The organism is Sphingosinicella sp. (assembly GCF_013911755.1).
Taxonomy (GTDB): Bacteria; Pseudomonadota; Alphaproteobacteria; order Sphingomonadales; family Sphingomonadaceae; genus Sphingosinicella.
This window is the reverse complement of the sequence record NZ_JACESP010000023.1, coordinates 38,632-57,162: the sequence shown is the minus strand read 5'-3', so window position 1 is coordinate 57,162 and position 18,531 is coordinate 38,632. Positions and strand designations below refer to the sequence as shown.

16 protein-coding genes are annotated in these 18,531 nt (G+C 64.5%); 10 read left to right on the top strand and 6 right to left on the bottom strand.

From position 1 onward, the window contains the following. Positions 1 to 5: 5 nt before the first annotated feature. Both H2052_RS14735 and H2052_RS14730 read left to right on the top strand, forming a co-directional pair. Positions 6 to 572 carry a TIGR00730 family Rossman fold protein gene (locus H2052_RS14735; protein ID WP_293783173.1) on the top strand — a complete coding sequence of 189 codons (567 nt, stop codon included), beginning with the start codon at positions 6 to 8 and terminating at the stop codon, positions 570 to 572. 217 nt (positions 573 to 789) lie between these two features. Beyond that, positions 790 to 1,833 carry an aspartate-semialdehyde dehydrogenase gene (locus H2052_RS14730; RefSeq protein WP_293783169.1) on the top strand — a complete coding sequence of 348 codons (1,044 nt, stop codon included), beginning with the start codon at positions 790 to 792 and terminating at the stop codon, positions 1,831 to 1,833. 6 nt (positions 1,834 to 1,839) lie between these two features. On the opposite strand, the gene H2052_RS14725 is transcribed toward H2052_RS14730, so the two are convergent. Further along, positions 1,840 to 2,373 (bottom strand): DUF2239 family protein, encoded by a 534-nt coding sequence (locus H2052_RS14725; protein ID WP_293783166.1) that lies wholly within the window; start codon positions 2,371 to 2,373, stop codon positions 1,840 to 1,842. Positions 2,374 to 2,470: 97 nt separating this feature from the next. Here H2052_RS14725 and H2052_RS14720 point away from each other — a divergent pair, with 97 nt between their 5' ends. From H2052_RS14720 to pdeM, 3 genes are read left to right on the top strand one after another with little or no spacing between them, the layout of a single operon-like run. Next, complete coding sequence (locus H2052_RS14720) at positions 2,471 to 4,885, top strand: ligase-associated DNA damage response DEXH box helicase (RefSeq protein ID WP_293783162.1); 2,415 nt, start codon at positions 2,471 to 2,473, stop codon at positions 4,883 to 4,885. A 43-nt stretch (positions 4,886 to 4,928) separates the two neighbouring features. Next, a complete protein-coding gene (locus tag H2052_RS14715) occupies positions 4,929 to 5,861 on the top strand; it encodes a retropepsin-like aspartic protease (RefSeq protein ID WP_293783159.1) in 933 nt (310 codons plus the stop codon). A 40-nt stretch (positions 5,862 to 5,901) separates the two neighbouring features. Further along, positions 5,902 to 6,558 carry a ligase-associated DNA damage response endonuclease PdeM gene (pdeM, locus tag H2052_RS14710; RefSeq protein ID WP_293783156.1) on the top strand — a complete coding sequence of 219 codons (657 nt, stop codon included), beginning with the start codon at positions 5,902 to 5,904 and terminating at the stop codon, positions 6,556 to 6,558. Positions 6,559 to 6,570: 12 nt separating this feature from the next. On the opposite strand, the gene H2052_RS14705 is transcribed toward pdeM, so the two are convergent. Continuing rightward, positions 6,571 to 7,188, bottom strand: coding sequence for a DNA-3-methyladenine glycosylase 2 family protein (locus H2052_RS14705; RefSeq protein ID WP_293783153.1), 618 nt, complete (start codon positions 7,186 to 7,188; stop codon positions 6,571 to 6,573). 82 nt (positions 7,189 to 7,270) lie between these two features. Here H2052_RS14705 and H2052_RS14700 point away from each other — a divergent pair, with 82 nt between their 5' ends. From H2052_RS14700 to H2052_RS14690, 3 genes are read left to right on the top strand one after another with little or no spacing between them, the layout of a single operon-like run. Then, entirely contained in the window at positions 7,271 to 7,588 is a 318-nt protein-coding gene (locus tag H2052_RS14700) for a 2Fe-2S iron-sulfur cluster-binding protein (protein ID WP_293783150.1), read from the top strand. Positions 7,589 to 7,647: 59 nt separating this feature from the next. Further along, the gene (locus H2052_RS14695; protein WP_293783206.1) at positions 7,648 to 8,748 is read left to right on the top strand and encodes a histidine kinase; all 1,101 of its coding nucleotides are present in this window, start codon (positions 7,648 to 7,650) and stop codon (positions 8,746 to 8,748) included. Next, a complete protein-coding gene (locus H2052_RS14690) occupies positions 8,748 to 9,545 on the top strand; it encodes a response regulator (RefSeq protein ID WP_293783147.1) in 798 nt (265 codons plus the stop codon). The genes H2052_RS14695 and H2052_RS14690 overlap by 1 nt, the downstream gene beginning before the upstream one ends. A 318-nt stretch (positions 9,546 to 9,863) precedes the next feature. On the opposite strand, the gene ubiG is transcribed toward H2052_RS14690, so the two are convergent. From ubiG to H2052_RS14675, 3 genes are read right to left on the bottom strand one after another with little or no spacing between them, the layout of a single operon-like run. After that, a complete protein-coding gene (gene ubiG, locus H2052_RS14685) occupies positions 9,864 to 10,595 on the bottom strand; it encodes a bifunctional 2-polyprenyl-6-hydroxyphenol methylase/3-demethylubiquinol 3-O-methyltransferase UbiG (protein ID WP_293783144.1) in 732 nt (243 codons plus the stop codon). Between the two features lie 42 nt (positions 10,596 to 10,637). Next, a complete protein-coding gene (locus H2052_RS14680; protein WP_293783141.1) occupies positions 10,638 to 12,272 on the bottom strand; it encodes an amidohydrolase family protein in 1,635 nt (544 codons plus the stop codon). A gap of 42 nt (positions 12,273 to 12,314) precedes the next feature. After that, the gene (locus H2052_RS14675) at positions 12,315 to 13,355 is read right to left on the bottom strand and encodes a DUF1611 domain-containing protein (RefSeq protein ID WP_293783138.1); all 1,041 of its coding nucleotides are present in this window, start codon (positions 13,353 to 13,355) and stop codon (positions 12,315 to 12,317) included. 447 nt (positions 13,356 to 13,802) lie between these two features. Here H2052_RS14675 and H2052_RS14670 point away from each other — a divergent pair, with 447 nt between their 5' ends. After that, entirely contained in the window at positions 13,803 to 16,625 is a 2,823-nt protein-coding gene (locus tag H2052_RS14670; RefSeq protein ID WP_293783135.1) for a TonB-dependent receptor, read from the top strand. A 46-nt stretch (positions 16,626 to 16,671) separates the two neighbouring features. Here the strand turns inward: H2052_RS14670 and H2052_RS14665 are convergent, their stop codons facing one another. Beyond that, positions 16,672 to 17,346: an XRE family transcriptional regulator gene (locus H2052_RS14665; RefSeq protein ID WP_293783132.1), complete on the bottom strand. Its 675-nt coding sequence runs from the start codon at positions 17,344 to 17,346 to the stop codon at positions 16,672 to 16,674. Positions 17,347 to 17,516: 170 nt separating this feature from the next. Between H2052_RS14665 and bla the strand changes: the two genes are divergently transcribed. Beyond that, the gene (gene bla / locus H2052_RS14660; protein ID WP_293783128.1) at positions 17,517 to 18,521 is read left to right on the top strand and encodes a class A beta-lactamase; all 1,005 of its coding nucleotides are present in this window, start codon (positions 17,517 to 17,519) and stop codon (positions 18,519 to 18,521) included. Positions 18,522 to 18,531: the final 10 nt, after the last annotated feature.

The following is an 18,531-nucleotide window of genomic DNA, read 5'->3' as shown; positions in this document are numbered from 1 at the left end:
TGTGCGTGTTCCTCGGCTCCAGCCGGGGTCTACGCCCTGATTATGCGGATGCCGCCCGCGCGCTCGGCACGGCAATGGCCGAGCGCGGCATTCGGCTCGTTTACGGCGGCGCGTCCATCGGCCTGATGGGCGCGCTTGCCGATGCCGTGATCGCGGCGGGCGGCGAGGCGGTGGGCGTCATCCCGCAGGCGCTCGTCGATCACGAGGTCGCGCACCACGGCCTCACCGAGCTTGTCATCACCGGCTCGATGCACGAGCGAAAGGCCGAAATGGCCCGCCGCGCCGATGCCTTCGCGGCGCTCCCCGGCGGCGTCGGCACGCTCGAGGAGCTGTTCGAGGTCTGGACGTGGAGCCAGCTCGGCATCTTCGAAAAGCCGTGCGGACTTCTGAATGTCGCAGGTTACTACGATCAGCTTGCAGGCTTCCTCGATCACATGGCCGCCGAGAAATTCGTGCGCCCGCAGCACCGGGGAATGCTCGCCGTTGTCGAAACGCCGGCCGCACTCATCGACGCGCTGGAGGCCTGGGAACGGCCCGTGGTCGAGAAATGGATCGGCCTCGAACAGAGCTAGACGAGGCTGTTCGAGGCTGCTATTCGCCCGCCCCGATGTCCATGAAGATTAAAACGATTAGCACCAAGCCGGTCCGCGCACGCGGGGCGGTCTTGTTTGTGCTGACGGTTTAACCGGCAAGCCAGCAGGACAGAGCCCCGCCGAAGCGCGGGGCGGCCTGGAACCTTCCAAAGCCACGTTCCCCGCGCCTCTGCCATTAAACAGGAGACGCAGTTCCATGACCAAACCCCTTCCCGCCCGACCCAATGTCGGCATCGTCGGCGCCACTGGCCTTGTCGGCGGCATGATGCGCGAAATCCTTGCCGAGCGTGATTTCCCGATCGGCGCGCTTCGCCTGTTCGCCTCCGCGCGGTCGAGCGGCAAGACCATCCCCTTCCGTGGCAACGACGTGGTCGTCGAGGATGCCGAAACCGCCGATTTCGCGGGTCTCGACATCGTGTTCTTCTCGGCGGGCGGTTCCACCTCGCGCACGCTCGCGCCGAAAGCGGCGGCGGCAGGCGCGGTCGTCATCGACAACAGTTCGGCGTGGCGCAGCGACCCCGACGTGCCGCTCGTCGTTGCCGAGGTAAACCCGGAAGCGCTGCGCGATATTCCCAAGGGCATCATCGCCAACCCCAATTGCACCACGATGGCCGCCATGCCCGTGCTGAAGCCGCTGCACGCGGCGGCGGGCCTGAAGAGCCTGGTCGCCAGCACCTATCAGGCCGTCTCGGGCGGCGGCATGGCGGGCGTCGAGGAACTGCACGAGCAGATCGTCGCGGGCGCATCCGGCAGCGACGCACTGGCGCGCGACGGCGCCGCCGTGGATCTCGGCCAGCCTCGCAAATGGGCCGTGCCGATCGGTTTCAACGTCGTGCCGCTCAACTATGTGCTCGGCGAGGACGGCTACACCGAGGAGGAAGCCAAGCTCCGCGACGAAAGCCGCAAGATCCTCGGCCTGCCGGACCTCACCGTCTCCGGCACCTGCGTGCGCGTCCCCGTGTTCAGCGGCCACGCGCTTTCGATGAACGTGGCGTTCGAACGCCCGCTCCCGGTCGCCGACGCGCTGAAGCTGCTCGAAGCCGCGCCCGGCGTCGTCGTAACCGACGTCCCGAACCCGCTCGAAGCCACGGGCAAGGACCCCGTGTTCGTCGGCCGCGTGCGGAATGACCCGACCGTGGCGCACGGCCTCGCGCTGTTCGTCGTCGGCGACAATCTACGCAAGGGCGCGGCGCTCAACGCCGTGCAGGTCGCCGAAGTGCTGCTCGAACAGGCGCGCTGATCGCGTTCAATCGACAAGGGCCGGAGCGGCGAGCTGCCGCGCGTGGGCACGCACGTCCTCCGCCCAGTTTTCCGTAAGCATAGCGAACCGCACGCCGTCCGCCGCGAACAGCGCGCGCGCCGCCTCCTCGAAATTCTCCCGGTTGCCTGCCATCGCAGACATGAAACGATAGGCGGCCTCCGCCGCCGCCTTCGCAACGCTGCGACTATCCCGCGCGGCCTCCTCGACCAGCCGACGCAGCGCAGCCGACGCCCCACCCCGCTGCGTTTTCAGCCAGTCCCAGTGGCGCGGCAGCAGCGTCACCTCCTTCGCGACGACGCCGAGCTTCGGTCGCCCGGGCGGGGCGGACGGCGGCGCGTACCGTGCGGTGACCTCGGCCTCCGTTCCACGCAAATCGAGATCGGTTTCAGCGCCGGTCCCGTCATTGAAGATCAGCACATTGTCGGCCCCGCCCCGTTTCAGGGCGAGCGCCACGTCGGCAAGCGGTCCCGACGCGCACTTCGTGTCGCCCCGGAACGCCGTGTAATGTTCCTGTTCCATGCGCCGCGATTTACCCGGGTAAAAATACTCTGTCAATATTACCCGGATAAAATGATGCATTTGCGCTGCCGCCATCGGCGCTGCATCATGGTTCCTGATGCTCCCCGCTCTTCCCGACGTCATCACCCGCTGGTTCACCGCGCGCGGCTGGCGCGTGCGGCGGCACCAGGCGGAGATGGTCACTGCCGCCGAAGCCGGACAGCACGCGCTGCTCGTGGCGGCGACCGGCGCAGGCAAGACGCTCGCGGGCTTCCTGCCGACGCTCGCCGATCTCGTGCAGAACCCATCGGAAGGCCTGCACACGCTCTACGTCTCGCCGCTGAAGGCGCTCGCGGCGGACGTGGAACGCAACCTGCTCACCCCGATCGCAGAGATGGGCCTGCCGATCCGCGTCGAAACGCGCACGGGCGACACCTCTTCCGACAAGAAAGCCCGCCAGCGCGCCGCGCCGCCGCACATCCTGCTGACGACGCCCGAGTCGCTCTCGCTGCTGCTCTCCTACCCGGACAATGCGCGCATGTTTGCAGGGCTCAAGACCATCGTGATCGACGAGGTCCACGCCTTCGCGAGCGGCAAGCGCGGCGACCTGCTCGCGCTCGCCATGTCGCGGCTGCAGGCGGTCGTGCCGGGCGTGCGTCGCGTCGCGCTGTCCGCCACGATCGGCGACCCCGAAGACTACCGCCGCTGGCTTGCGCCCGGCGAAAACGTCGCGCTCGTCGCGGGCGAACCCGGCGCGAAAGCGAAGATCGAGATACTGACGCCCGAGGGGCGCGTGCCGTGGTCCGGCCACTCCGGCCGCTACGCGGCGGAACAGGTCTACCGCGAGATCGAGCGGCACCGGCTCACCCTCGTCTTCTGCAACACGCGCAGTCTCGCCGAGCTGGTGTTCAACGACCTCTGGGCGGTGAACGAAGCCACGCTCCCCATAGGCCTCCACCACGGCTCGCTCTCGAAGGAGGCGCGGCAGAAGGTCGAAGGCGCGATGGCGGACGGGCGGCTGCGCGCGCTCGTCTGCACCGCGAGCCTCGACCTTGGCGTCGATTGGGGCGACGTCGATCTCGTCATCCAGATGGGCGCGCCCAAGGGCTCGTCGCGCCTGATCCAGCGCATCGGCCGCGCCAACCATCGGCTCGACGAGGCGAGCGAGGCGATCGTCGTGCCCGGCAACCGCTTCGAATATCTCGAAGCCCGCGCCGCGCTCGACGCCATCGACGCGGGCGAACTCGATACCGAGCCGTGGCGCCCCGGCGCGCTCGACGTGCTCGCGCAGCACCTGATGGCGTGCGCCTGCGCCGAGCCCTTCGATGCGGATGCGATGTTCGGCGAAGTCCGCCGCGCCGCGCCTTACACCGCGCTCACGCGCGAGGAATTCGACCGCGTGCTGCACTTCGTGGCGGACGGCGGCTACGCCCTGCGCGCCTACGATCGCTACAAGCGCCTGACGCAGAACCCGGACGGGCGCTGGCGCGTCAGCCACCCCACCCTCGCGAAGCAGCACCGGCTGAACGCCGGCATCATTGTCGAGGCCCCCATGCTCGACGTGCGCTTCGGAAACGGGCGCACATTGGGGCGCGTCGAGGAGTATTTCGCCTCCACCCTCTCGCCCGGCGACACGTTCCGTTTCGCAGGCCTCGCGCTGGAGGTGGAGCGCATCATCGACACCGACCTCATCGTCAGCGCCACCCGCCGCGCGGCGATGATCCCGAGCTACATGGGCGCGCGTCTGCCGCTTTCCACGCACCTTGCCGACCGCGTGCGCGGCTTCCTCGCCGATCCTACCGAGTGGCAGCGCTTCCCGGCAGACGTCGCCGAATGGCTGGAGGTGCAGCAGATCCGCTCCGTGCTGCCGAAGCCGGGCGAGTTGCTGATCGAGACCTTCCCGCACGAAGGCCTTCATCACATGATCGCCTACAGTTTCGAAGGCTGGAACGCGCACCAGTCGCTCGGGATGCTGCTCACCCGCCGCATGGAAACGCTGGGCCTGCAGCCGACCGGCTTCGTGGCGAACGATTACGCGCTCGGCGTCTACGGCCTGAAGGACGTGCGTGACCCCGCCCCGCTCTTCTCGCCCGACATTCTGGAGGATGAGCTTGCCGAGTGGGTGCAGACCTCGCACCTCCTGAAGCGCGCGTTCCGCGAGGTCGCGGTGATCGGCGGGCTCATCGAGCGCCAGCATCCGGGCAAGCGCAAGTCCGGCCGTCAGGTCACCTTCTCCACCGATCTCATCTACGACGTGCTCCGCAAATACGAGCCCGACCACATGCTGCTGCGCGCCGCGTGGGAGGACGCGCGGCTGCGGCTGACCGACGTCGCCCGCCTCGCGAACCTGCTCGACCGCGCCGCGAGCAGTATCGTCCACAAGCGCCTCGACCGCGTCTCACCGCTCGCCGTTCCGGTCCTCGTGATGATCGGCCGCGAGAGCGTCGCGCAGGGCCTTGCCGACGAAGCTTTGCTCATCGAGGCGGAAGCGCTCGCTCAAGAGGCGATGCACGTCGACGAGCGTCGTTGTTGAACGCCGCGATATAGCGTAGAATCGCCGCCGGGGAGATCGCGTCATGAACGCCTTGGCAATTGCCGTTCTGCTAGCCGCCGGAACCACCGAACCGGCATCGCCGCCGCCTGCGAGCGAAGCCGTCGATTTCGGCGCCGACAAATCCCTCCGCATGACCGTGCCGGTCAGCATCGGCGGGCAAGGCCCCTTCAATTTCGTCGTCGATACCGGCGCGGAGCGCACCGTGCTGTCGGAGGAACTGGCGAACACGCTCGGCCTCGGCCGCACAGGCAGCGCCGAAGTCCACAGCATCAGCGGCGCCCAGCGCTTCCAGACCGTGACGGTGCCGTCGCTGTCGGTCACGAGTACGCCCGTCCGCAACGTGCAGGCGCCGATCCTGAAGCGCGGCAACCTCGGCGCGGAAGGCCTGCTCGGCATCGACAGCCTGCAATCCAAAGCGATCCTCATCGATTTCGCGCAGCAGAAGATCGTGGTGACCCCTGCCGCGGATACCCCCAAACTCAAGGCGGACGACGGCGACACCATCGTCATCCGCGCGCGCAGCCGCCTCGGCCGCCTCATCCTTGCCGACGCCGCCATCGGCCACCGCAAGGTCGCGGTGGTGATCGATACCGGCGCCGAGCACAGCGTCGGAAATCTCGCGATGCGCAAGGCGGCGGTGAAGCGCGGCAAGACCGACCTGCTGCTCCCCACGACGCTTTATGATGTCGCGGGCGGCACCGTTCCCGCCGAGATCGCTGTCGTGAACGACATGCGCCTCGGCAGCGTGACGCTCACCGGTATGCCGATCGCCTTCGCCGACCTGCCGGTTTTCCGTCAGCTCGGTCTGGATAGACGCCCGGCAATGCTGCTCGGCATGAACACGCTCCGCGCCTTCGATCAGGTGGCGGTGGACTTCGCGACGCGGAAAGTGCGCTTTGTCGTGCCTGGCGACAGCAGCCGCGAGGATGCCACACGGCTCGCCAGCGCCGAATAGCCCTCTTGATCGCGCCATCGCGCCGGGGCATAGCCCCTGCATGGTTCCCCTTTCGTTCGCAGGCCACCAGATGGTTCCGCTCGCCGCGGGCGCGCTCTGGTGGCCCGCGCGCAGCGCGCTTCTCGTCGCCGATCTGCACTTCGAAAAGGCAAGCTGGTTCGCGCGTTTCGGCCAGATGCTGCCGCCCTACGACAGCCTGCAGACGCTGTCCGACCTCGATGCGCTGATCGCCGCGACAGGCGCCGCGACGCTGTGGTGCCTCGGCGACAGCTTCCACGACGCGGACGGCCCCGGCCGGCTCGGCGGCAAGGCGCGGGATATGCTCTGCGCGCTCCAGGGCCGCGTCGACTGGGTGTGGATCACCGGCAACCACGATCTGAAGGCGGATGGTATCGGTGAAGTCCGGGCGGAGGTCGAAGTGGACGGCATCGTGCTCCGTCACGAAGCGGAGCCCGGATCGGCGCTCCCCGAGATCAGCGGGCATTTCCATCCGAAGATTCGCGTGCACGGCCGCGGCCGCATGGTCAGCCGCCGCTGCTTCGTGATGTCAGAGCGCAAGCTGATCCTGCCCGCCTTCGGGGCGCTCACCGGCGGGCTTGCCGCCGATCACCCCGCAATCCTCAGCGCCGCAGGGGGACCGGCAACCGCGCTGGTGCCCACCAAAGACCGCCTGCTGCGCTTCCCCCTCGCCGCCTGACGCACGGTCCCTTCAGAGCACCTCGGTCTTGTAGTGGTGCCACATGAACACCGCCGCCGCGCCGCGGTGCGGTCGCCAAAGCTCGGCGATCTCGCGCGTCGTCCGCTCGCTCGGCCGTTCGGCAAGCCCCTTGATGCGGCCGACCTCGATCTGCACGGCGAGGTCTCCGGCGGGCCAGATGTCGGGGCGCCCTTCCGCGAACAGCAGGTAGATTTCCGCCGACCAGCGCCCGATGCCCTTCACGGCGCTCAGCAGCGCGATGGCCTCCTCGTCGTCGGCAGGCAGGTTGGCGAAGTCGATCTCGCCCGAAGCCGAAAGCCCGGCAAGGCTTTGGGCGTAGCCGATTTTCTGCCGAGACAGTCCCGCCGCGCGCAGCTCCTCGGCGGAGCGGGCGAGCAGCGCGCGCGGGTCGGCGATGTCCCCGATCGCGTCCGCAAGCTTGTTCCAGATGCTGTTCGCCGCGCCGACGCTCACTTGCTGGCCCACAATGGTGCGCAGCAGCGTTTCATAACCCCGTGCACGGATGCGCGGCTCCGGATAGCCGGCACGCACCAGCGCCGCCGCGACGTGCGCGTCCTGCGCCGCAATCGCGTCGATGCCTTCCCTCAAGCGCTCCGCACTCAGACCCATCCGCTGCTCATGCCTTTTGACAACGCTCGTCTTGCCGCTATTAGGCTCCCCGAATCCAAAGGTCGAGGGAACGGGGTAAGAGATGCCGAAACTGATTGTCGTATCGCGCGACGGCTCGGAAAAGACGGTGGAAGCCGAAAGCGGCCTGTCCGTGATGGAAGCCATTCGCGACAACGGCTTCGATGAGCTTCTGGCGCTGTGCGGCGGGTGCTGCTCGTGCGCGACGTGCCACGTGTTCGTGGATGATGCGTGGATGGGCACCGTGGGCGGCCCCGGCGAAGACGAGAACGATCTCCTCGATTCGTCGGATCACAAGCAGGCCAGTTCGCGGCTTTCCTGCCAGATCGAGATGAGCGACGCGCTCGACGGCCTGAAGGTCACCATCGCACCCGAGGATTGAGTTTTGAGGCCTGAGTTCCACGCTCGCGTTTTACGAGCGATTGTTGCAGTCTTCGCGTGATGAAACTCGGTCCGCTTCCCAAACAGGGCTTTTTCGCCGACAAAAACCACGCCTTCTGGGTGCTCCAGATCGGCGGGTGGTCAGCTTATCTTGTGCTGCGCGCGCTCGGCGGGCTCGCGAACTCGATGGGCATCGCGTACATCGTGCCGACGCTGATCGCGACGGCGACGGGCTTTTCGCTCACGCTGCTGATGTCCGCCGCCTGCCGCCGCATCATCCGGATGCGTGCGGTGTTCGTGTGGAGCCTCACACTCACGCTCGTCGCGCTCGCGGCTGGCGTTTTTTCGGTGATCGAGGTGTGGGCGCACGCGCGCTTCTACAACTCCACGTTCGAACCCCAGGGCATCCAGTTCTTCGGCGCGATCCTGCTCGACCTCTCGGTGCTCGCGGCATGGACGGGGCTCTATTACGGCATCAATTACTATCTGCTGCTCGATGAACAGTCGGAGCGCGTACTGATCCTGTCGGGTCAGGCGAGCGCCGCGCAGCTCGCGATGCTGCGCTACCAGCTAAACCCGCATTTCCTGTTCAATACGCTGAACAGCATCTCGACGCTGGTGCTGCTGAAGGAAACCGAGCGCGCGAACACGATGCTCTCGCGCCTGTCCTCGTTCCTGCGCTACAGCCTCGTCAGCGATCCTATGGAAACCGTGAGCCTGGCGCAGGAAATCGAGGCGCTGAAGCTTTATTTCGAGATCGAAAGGATGCGCTTCGAGGATCGGCTGCGCACGCGCTTTGACATCGAGGAAGCTGCACTTCAGGGCCGTCTGCCCTCGCTCCTCCTCCAGCCGCTTGTCGAAAACGCCATCAAATATGCCGTAACGCCGCAAGAAGAAGGGGCCGAAATCGTCGTCGCCGCGCATGTCTCCGGAGACCGGCTGCTCATCTCGATCAGCGACGACGGACCGGGGCTCACCGCAGAAAGATCGGCACTCGTCCCGTCCGCCGGGGTCGGATTGAACAATATTCGCGATAGACTGTTTCAGACCTATGGCGACGACCAGCGGTTCGAAATGATATCCAACGTACCGCAGGGGGTCGTCGCCAACATTGAAATCCCGTTCGAGTCGGCCAATGTTCGGCTCAAGGAGAACGCTTAATGACGATCCGGACCATATTGGTCGACGATGAGCCTTTGGCCATCAAGGGTCTTGAGATGCGGCTGGAAGCGTTCGATGACATCGAGATCATCGAGCGTTGTGCCAACGGGCGCGAAGCCATCCGCGCGATCAAGACGCACAAACCCGATGTCGTATTTCTCGACATTCAGATGCCCGGTTTCGACGGTTTTTCCGTCGTGAACGGCCTCGCCGACATCGAACCGCCGCTCGTGGTCTTCGTCACGGCCTACAATGAGTTCGCGCTCAAGGCCTTCGATGCCCACGCGGTCGATTATCTGATGAAGCCGGTGGATGAAGCCCGCCTTGCCGCGACGATGGAACGCGTGCGGCAGCGGCTGGCCGAAAAGAATGCCGGTGCCGAAAAGGACCGGCTGCGGGAGCTTCTCGAGGAAGTGGCGCCGAACGCCGCCGCCGACATCAAGCCAGTCCCGGAAGCTCATGCCGCGTCGCGTTTCGAGCGCATGATCAACATCAAGGACCGCGGCCAGATTTTCCGTGTCGATGTGGAAAGCATCGAACGGATCGATGCGGCAGGCGACTACATGTGCATCTACACCGGCGACAATACGCTGATCCTGCGCGAGACGATGAAAGACCTCGAAAAGCGGCTCGACCCACGCATCTTCAAGCGCGTGCACCGTTCCACGATCGTCAATCTCGACCAGGTGAAGCAGGTGAAACCGCACACCAACGGCGAATGTTTCCTGAAGCTCGGCTCCGGCGCCGAGGTGAAGGTCAGCCGCAGCTACCGGGATGTGGTGGCGCGGTTTTTGTAACGCACGGCGGCCCGGGGAGGACGGAGGTCCGTCGTCCCGGGTCTTCCCAAATAGGGTTTCGCCTGAAAGGCTCTCCGCGAACCGCGACCCATGTTCGCCTCGCTGAGACCGCCCATGCGAGAACTGAGAGCCATCCCGAAACAAACGACCGTTCACGCCGCTGATCGCGCGCGCATACGGCAGCGCGCATGTGCGCCCGCGTACGCGATCGCGCGCGCGCATGTCTCAACTTCATCAACTTCGGGGGGCGTCCGGGCGCGGAACGGCCGGGAATCCGCGCGTTACCGCACACATATCCCTATTCGGCAAGACCGCCGGTCAGGCGTGGATCGCCGCGCCGATGTAGTTGATGCGGCGGTCGTCCGACAGTTCGAAGCCGCGCGAGGGGCGGAAGCCGATCCCGCGCGTTTCCGTAACCTTGAGTTCGGCGGCCTCCAGCGCGGCGGTCAGTTCCTCGGGCGTCAGAAACTGGTTCCAGTCGTGCGTGCCGCGCGGGATGAAGCGTAGCACCCATTCGGCACCCACGATCAGCGTGGCATAGGACAGCGCCGTGCGGTTCGGCGTCGAGAATACCAGGAGTCCGCCGGGCTTCAGAAGCCGCGCAATACCGGCAAGGAAAACCGGAACATCCGCGACGTGCTCGACCACCTCCATGCAGGTGATAAGATCGAAGCACTTCCCGTCTTCCGCCAGCGCCTCCACGGAGGACTGGCGATAGTCGATTTCAAGGCCGCTATCCGCGGCGTGCGCCTTCGCCACCGCGATGGCTTCGGCCGCGGCGTCGATCGCCTTCACCCGCCCGCCGAGCCGGGCGAGCGGCTCGGCCAGGATGCCGCCGCCGCAGCCGATATCCAGCACATCCAGCCCCGCAAGCCACGCCCGGTCCCGCGAATCGCGCCCGAAGTGGGCCAGCGCCTGTTCGCGAATGAACGCGAGGCGCACCGGGTTCACCTTGTGAAGCGGCCCCGACGATCCCTCCGCATCCCACCATTCATGGGCGATGCTGTCGAAAAGCCGGGCCTGCGCGGGGTCGATCGTGGTCGTGGTCATGAAACCACTTTCGCGCGCCGACGCCCGCGCCGCAAGGCGAGACTAGCTGCAGCTGTGCCGCAGCACGGCACCCGCTCGCGTATCTTCGAGCTTGCCCTTGTCGAGCGCGACGCGGCCGTTGACGATAACGGTGTCGATGCCCTTGGGATAATCGACCGGGTTGGTCCAGCTGGCCACGTCGTCGAGCGCCTCGTAGTCGAACACGACGACGTCCGCGCGCATGCCCTGCCGCACAAGCCCGCGGTCGCTGAGGCCCATGCGCTGTGCGGGCCAGCCGGTCATCTTGCGAACGGCGTCCTCCAGCGTCAGCACCGGGCGGCGCTTCACATATTCTGCGATGACGCGCGGGAATGTGCCATAGGAGCGCGGATGCGGCAGGCCGAGGTCATCGATCTCGCCAGGTTTCAGCGCGGCGCCCGCATCGCTGCCGATGCTCGTCCAGGGCTGGCGGAGCGCCATCTCGATGTCTTTCTCATCGATCATGAAATAGAGCGCCATCGAGCGCTTGGGATAGGCGTTCAGCACGATGTCCCACGCCGCGTCGGCTGGATCGAGGCCGAGCGCCTTGCCGATCTCGACGAAGTTCTTGCCGTGAAACTGCGCGTACTTGTCGCTGTGCGAATTGGCGAGCACAACGCGCTCCCAGCCGCCGGAGGCTTCCACGAGGTTCGACCAACCCTCCATCGAGCCCGCCGCGAGCTGCTCTTTCAGTTTCTTGCGGATCGCGGGGTCTTTCAGGCGTTCGAGGCCTTTTTCCTCGCCGTCCGCCCACACCCAGTTCGGCACGGTGATCTCGACCCCGGTGCCGCCCGCCGGATAGGGATACATGTCTGCCGCCACGTCAACGCCGCGCTTGCGCGCCGCCTCGATGGTCGCGACCGCCTTTGCCATGCCCGTGCCCCACGCCGGCGCGAAGGCGTTTTTCAGGTGGTAGATTTCCACCTTCACGCCGCCCTTTTCGCCGATCTCGATGGCTTCCTCGATGGCGGGCACCAGTTTCGCGCTCTCGTCGCGCATGTGCGTCGCGTAAAAGCCGTTGCACTGGCCCGCCACCTTGGCGAGTTCAACGAGGTCGGCCGTGGTCTGGAAGCTGCTCGGCGGATAGATGAGCGCGCTCGTTATGCCGAACACGCCCGCCTTCATCGCGGCGGCCACCTCCGCCTTCATCGCCTCCATCTGCGCCTTCGTGGGTGCACCGGCGACATCGCCCATCACCTTAACGCGCGCCTGGGAGGTCGCGTAATAGCTGCCGAAGTTGACCCCGATGCCCTGTGTTTCCAGTTTTGAAAAATAGGCGGGAATCTCGGCGGCATCGACCGGCGTGCCGCCCTCGCCGGACAGCACGGTGGTGACGCCTTGACGCAGCTTGTTCTCCGCCGCGCCGTTCACCGGCAGCACCCGGCCCGACTGGTCCATCATGTCGATGAAGCCTGGCGAAACATAACGCCCCCGCGCATCGATCTCGCGCTTGCCCTTGGCCTTGATCGCCCCGACCGCAGCAATGCGCCCGTCCTTGATGGCGACATCGGCGTTCACCCAGGGATTGCCCGCACCGTCGAGCACACGCCCGCCGCGGATCACGATATCGTAGTCCGTCGTCTGCGCCGACGCCGTGCCAGACAGCACCATCACGCCTGCAAGAAGCGCGGCGCGCGTTCCGAACGATGTGAAGCTCATCCCTTTTTCTCCCATTCTTATGCTTTTACCCGCGGAAAAACGCTATTTCAGGCAGTTATCCACGAGCGCATCAAACGCCGGTCCCCTGCGGATGGGGTCAGCGACCGGCAAACCGAGACGCTTGCTCTCCGCCGCCATCAAGGCTTCGGCTTCGGCAGCATTCATGGCGCTCGTGTTGAACGCGATGCCACCGCAGCGAATCGCTGGATTCGTACGCCGCCCCATCATGAGGCTGAGCTCAATGGTCTCCTCGATCGACGGCACCTTGAAATCGGGAAGCCCCAGCATCGTCTCACGCCCGGGTTCGTGGCACACCACGATCACGTCGGGCTGGCTGCCGTGCAGAAGCCCCAGCGACACCGCCGCATACGCGGGGTGGAACAGCGAACCCTGCCCCTCAATCACGTCCCAGTGATCGTCCGCCGCATCCGGGCTCAGCACCTCGGCCGCACCTGCCTCGAAGTCCGATACCACCGCGTCCATCGGAATGCCGCCGCCCGCGATCATGATCCCGGTCTGGCCCGTCGCCCGGAAATCGACATCGACGCCCCGTTCCGCAAACGCGTGCGACAGGGCGAGCGCCGTGTACTTCTTGCCGAGCGCACAATCCGTACCAACAGCAAGCAGGCGCTTGCCGGTCCGCTTCCGGCCGGTCCCGACCGGAAGCCCTGGGGGCGGCACGCGCACATCGATCAGGTGCCGACCGAGCCGTTCGGCTGCAGACGCAAGTTCCGGAACTGCAGCGAGGTGAATATGCATACCGCTGATGATGTCGAGCCCTGCCTCCATCGCTTCGACCAGCGGCGCAATCCATGTCGGCCCGATGACACCGCCCCGGTTTGCCACACCAATCAGCACGGCACGCGCGCCCGCCGCATGGGCTTCCGCTGGGGTCATGATCGGAAGGCCGGTCGTAACGGTGGCGCCAACGGAAAACTCTCCGACGCATTTGTCGCCTGCCCAATCGCGAACGCCGAAAGCCGTCTTCGCAAACCCGGGCTCGGCCGTGTCACCGAGGAACAGAAGATAGGGATACGGCAGGCGCGCGGCGGCATCCGAAGGGGCATTGGAAAAGGCGTTCATGAATGACTCCACCACGCGCGCGGCGCGGCAAGGAATGAGAAAGCAGATTCAATCGCGCCCTTCCCCCACCTATGCCGATCAGATGCCTGCAACACTATAAAATCTCCTGATAAGGACAAAGTGATCCCAAATGGAAATTTGTCAATTCCAAGATGGGTCGAATGCAGAAAATTTCCGTAATTGCGAATCGTTTCAAAAAGTGCAATTTTGACTCCGGAGGGTAAAGTCGCGATTCGCCGACACACCCTTTCAGGGAGGAATTCAACGGATTCCTCGTGGAGGTTTTTGGGGAGCGTTCTGCCGGACATGGCGAACTGCTGAGGACGCGGCAAAGACCTGCCCGTCACCAGCCAAACCGTCTCGCGACCCGCGACGGAGGACCCGAGCTGCGTATCGCGGTTCGGGCGTGGGATTGCTGCAAACTGGAGGAAGGGGGGTTTTTTAATTATGATCGACAAATCCGTTCTCGTCACACTTGGCGCATCGCGTGCCCATCGCCAACGCGCAGGCAAGGCGCTGCTTTGCGCAACGACGGGCCTGGTCGCCCTATGGAGCGCACCGCTGCAGGCACAGGAAGCCGAAGCAGGCGATGTGAAGCAGGTTGAAGACACCGGCGAAATCATCGTCACCGGTTCGCGCATTCAGCGCAGCGGCTTCACCGCACCGACGCCGACGACCAACATTTCCTCCGAAGATCTCGAACGCATCGCCGCGCCCAACATCGCGGACGCGCTGAATCAACTTCCCGCACTCCGCGCTTCGCTGACGCCGGCTACGTCCACCAACCTCTCCACCGCACTCGGCGGCAACTTTCTCGATCTACGCGGCATGGGCTTCCTGCGCACACTGACACTGATCGACGGCAAGCGTTACGTACCGACCACCACGACGGGCGGCCTCAATATCAACACGATCCCGCAGGCGCTGATCGCCGGTACCGACGTGGTGACTGGCGGCGCGTCGGCCGCCTACGGCTCCGATGCGGTCGCGGGTGTCGTCAACCTGCGGCTCAACACCACGCTGGAAGGCGTCAAAGGCTCGCTGCAGGGCGGCATTACCGATCACAACGACCACCGGAACTTCCTCGCTTCGGCGGCCTTCGGCACCTACTTCGGGGGTGGCCGTGGCCACCTGCTGATCGGCGGTGAAGCGGCCCACAACAGCGGTGTCGACAAGATGAGCGACCGCTCGTGGGGCAACAACCCGAGCACGATCTTCAACCCCGCCTACGTCGCCGGCAATGGTCAGCCACAGTATCTGATCGTGGATGATGCGCGCTCATCCAATGCCTCGTTCGGCGGCGTCATCAACAGCCCTGGCATTCTGCGCGGCATCCAATTTGCACCCGACGGCACGCCGATCCCGTTCACTTACGGCACCTCGGTGACAGCGACGACAATGAACGGCGGCGACGGTGTGCCGTCTACAGCGGACCTCGTGCTCGAAACCCCGGTGAAGCGCTATTCCGGTTTTGGCCGCGTCTCATACGATGTGGTTGATGACGTGAAGATCTTTGCCGAATTCGCCTACGGCCGCACCGAATCCAACAATCCGAGCATTCTCGGCAACGACCAGATCACGATTCAGGCGGACAATGCCTATCTGCCGGATTCGATCCGCACGACGATGGCTGCAAACAGCATCTCGAGCTTTGTGATGGGTCGCAGTCTGAAGGACTACGGACGCGGCGGAATCGATGTTACCACCGACACGTGGCAGATCACCGGCGGCGCCGAGGGCAAATTTGGCGATGGCTGGAGCTGGGATGCCTATTACGGCTTCGGCAAGACGCATAACCTTGCTCTGTTCACCGGCAGCCGCATCACCGCCAACTGGCAGCGGTCCATGGACGCGGTTTTCCACCCCGACACGGGTGCGATCGTCTGCCGCTCTACGATCACCGATCCGACGAACGGGTGCGTTCCGATGAATCTCTTCGGTGAGGGCAACGTCACCCAGGAGGCCAAGAACTATATTCTCGGCACCGCCGTTCGCGACTGGAAAATCAAGCAGCGTGTCGCCGCGTTCGCGGTGCGCGGCACACCGTTCTCGACTTGGGCGGGCCCGGTCTCGGTGGCATTCGGTGGTGAATACCGCAAGCAATCCGTGGACGTGACCTCTGATCCGCTTTCGGAACTCGGCGCCTTCCGCGTGGGCAACGCCAAGCCATGGTCCGGGGACGTGAATGTGAAGGAGGGCTTCGTGGAAGCACTCGTTCCGCTCGTGGCCGAGCAGAGCTGGGCGAAGGCAATTGATCTCAACCTCGCGGGCCGCGTGACCGATTACAGCACCTCCGGCACGGTGAAGACGTGGAAGATCGGCGCGACCTATGACGTGAATGACTCCCTGCGTTTCCGCGCCACCCGGTCACGCGACATTCGTGCGCCCAGCCTCGACGAAATGTTCGCATCGGGTAATACGTTCATCTTCGGTATCAACGACCCTGTTCTCGGCACCAACTACTCGGTCCAGAACATCCAGGGCGGCAACCCGGACCTGAAACCGGAAGAGGCGGACACGCTGACGATGGGCGTCGTCTTCACGCCGACATTCATCCCGCGCTTCCGCCTGTCAGTCGACTATTACGACATTGACCTCAAGGGCGCGATCAACTCGCTCAGCACCGCTGCGATCGTTCAGCGTTGCTACACCGATACGCCCGCACTCTGTTCGCTCATCACGCGCCCGACGCCGACGAGCAATATCACGGTCATTCGCTCGGCACCCGCCAACTTCCAGAGCATCAAGTTGCGTGGCTTCGACGTGGAGGCTTCTTACGGGATGCCGCTGTTCAGCGGCGATCTCGATCTGCGCGCCCTCATCAACTACACAGACAAGCTCGACCTCGTTGACGGCACAAACACCACGCATTTCGCAGGCAACACCGAACTGATCAGCATCAACGGCGTGGGCGGAACACCGCACTGGCGGTTCACGACCAGCGCGGCTTACACAACCGATGCATTCAAGCTGGCGCTAACTGGTCGCTATGTTGGCGGCGGCAAGATCACGCAAGAAAATGACGGCCTGCCAACGGAAAATTCCGGCACAACCGACAAGCAAAGCGTGAATGGCCGTCTCTATCTCGACATCTCGGGTGAGGTCACGCTGATCGACGACGGCAACCAGCGCGTTGCGCTGTTCGGCACGATCCAGAACCTGACCGACAACGCACCGCCGATCACCGCCTACAACGGCTACGCGACGACACGCAGCCTCTATGACATGATCGGCCGCGTATATAACCTTGGCGTTCGCTTCAAGTTCTGAACGCTACAGGCGGTCCGGAGTCCCAGCCGGACCGCCTGCACTATCTCTACGCGGGGTCTTTCGTGAGAGGGTTGAGGGCCGACTTCAGGTCGGCATCGGTGGCCGAGCAGATGGAGAGGATGCGGCAGGGCCCCTCGCCCACCGCGACATAGGCGTGGCCCATGCTACCGTCGAAATAGACCGAGTCCCCCGTGGACATCAGAGAGGGAGCGTAAAGGTCGCAATGAAATTCGCACTGGCCTTCCAGAACCAGCGCATACTCCTCGCCCGGATGTCGCATCAGGTCGCCGAATTCGGCGATCGACCGCACATGCACATCGATGATCATCGGATTGAGCGATTTGTTGAGAAGGTCCGCAGACGGATAAACGTAATCGTAGGTTGCGGTGCGTATCCTCGGCCCATCACCGGCACGCGTAATCGTACGGCGCCCCGTGGCGAGCGACCTGCCGGCCCCGGAAGCCGGCTTCGGCGCGGCAAACAGCCGCGTGATGTCGATGTCAAGGCCGCGGCTCAGGCGCATCAGCTTTTCGTAGCTCAGCGAAATCTTGCCTGTTTCAACCTTGGACAAGGTGGAAATCGGCATACCGGTCCGCTTGCTGACCTCTGCGAGCGTCAGACCGCGTTCGGTACGGATGCCGCGCAGAACCTCACCCGGGTCAATATCCCCAGACGAAGCTGCCGCTTTCGGGCGCGCGGCACTGCGGTTTGCAGTAGACATTGTGATCCTCTCCCCTTGCCACAAACTAGCAGAGCAATGCACTGCTGTCATGGCGGCGAAACGAGATCAGCTACACCAGATTTTTCAAAATTAGACAAATGTGAAAATCGCCGCAGTCAAGTCATCGCGGCTGATCAGCGTTCCAACAACAATCGATGAAAGGACTGCCCATGCGACGCGCTTCTCTCGTGGCCTTCGTTTCCGCCGCATTGTGGGCCTCTGGCCCCGCAGCAATACCGGTTCTGGCCGCACCTGCAGCGGCAACCTCGCAAAGCCGCCTTTCCGATGCGTTCAAGCTCTTCGCCGAGCAGACCGATGGCACCGTTGGTGTTGCTGTCCAGGCGGTCGACGGCAAGGACATGGCCACCCTGAACGCCGGAACGACCTTTCCGATGGCGAGCACGTTCAAGATCGCTGTTGCCGGCAAGATTTTCGAGAGGATCGACAAGGGTGAGATCACACTCGACCAGATGGTAACGGTCGATCCGAAGCTGCTCGTCGGCTCCTACGGCATGGCGATCCAGACACCGCATCCGGGCATCGCGCTTTCGGTTTACAACCTGCTCGAGTTCATGATCACGCAAAGCGACAACACCTCGACCGATGTGCTCGTCCAGCTTGCGGGTGGCCCCGCCGCCGTTACCGCGTGGCTGCGCGGCCAGGGGATCGCGGGACAGCGCGTCGACGGCGACACTGCGCACCTCATTTACCGCGCCATGGGTATCGAGAACCCGAGCCTACCCACATTCAAGGAGAATGTGGAGGCTGCGATCAAGGCCGATCCCGCAATGCGCAATCGCGGCCCGAATGTGCCGTTCAACGCTGATCCGCGTGATTCCTCGACGCCGGAGGCCATGCTGCAGCTGTTGCTCCGCATCCATTCCGGAAAGGCGATGAGTGCAAAGAGCACCAAAACGCTGATCGAGATCATGGAACGTTGCCGCACCGGCGAAAAGCGCCTGAAGGGTCTTCTGCCATCCGATACGGTCATCGCGCACAAGACCGGCACGCTGAACTCGGTGGCGAATGACGTCGGCATCATCACGCTCCCCAACGGCAAACAGTTTGCCATTGCCGTGTTCGTGAAGGGTGACACCAAGGGCAAGGACATACAGGACAAGGTGATCGCCGATATCGCCCGTGTCGCCTACGACCACTTCCTCACCGTCAACTGAGCGCGGGGCC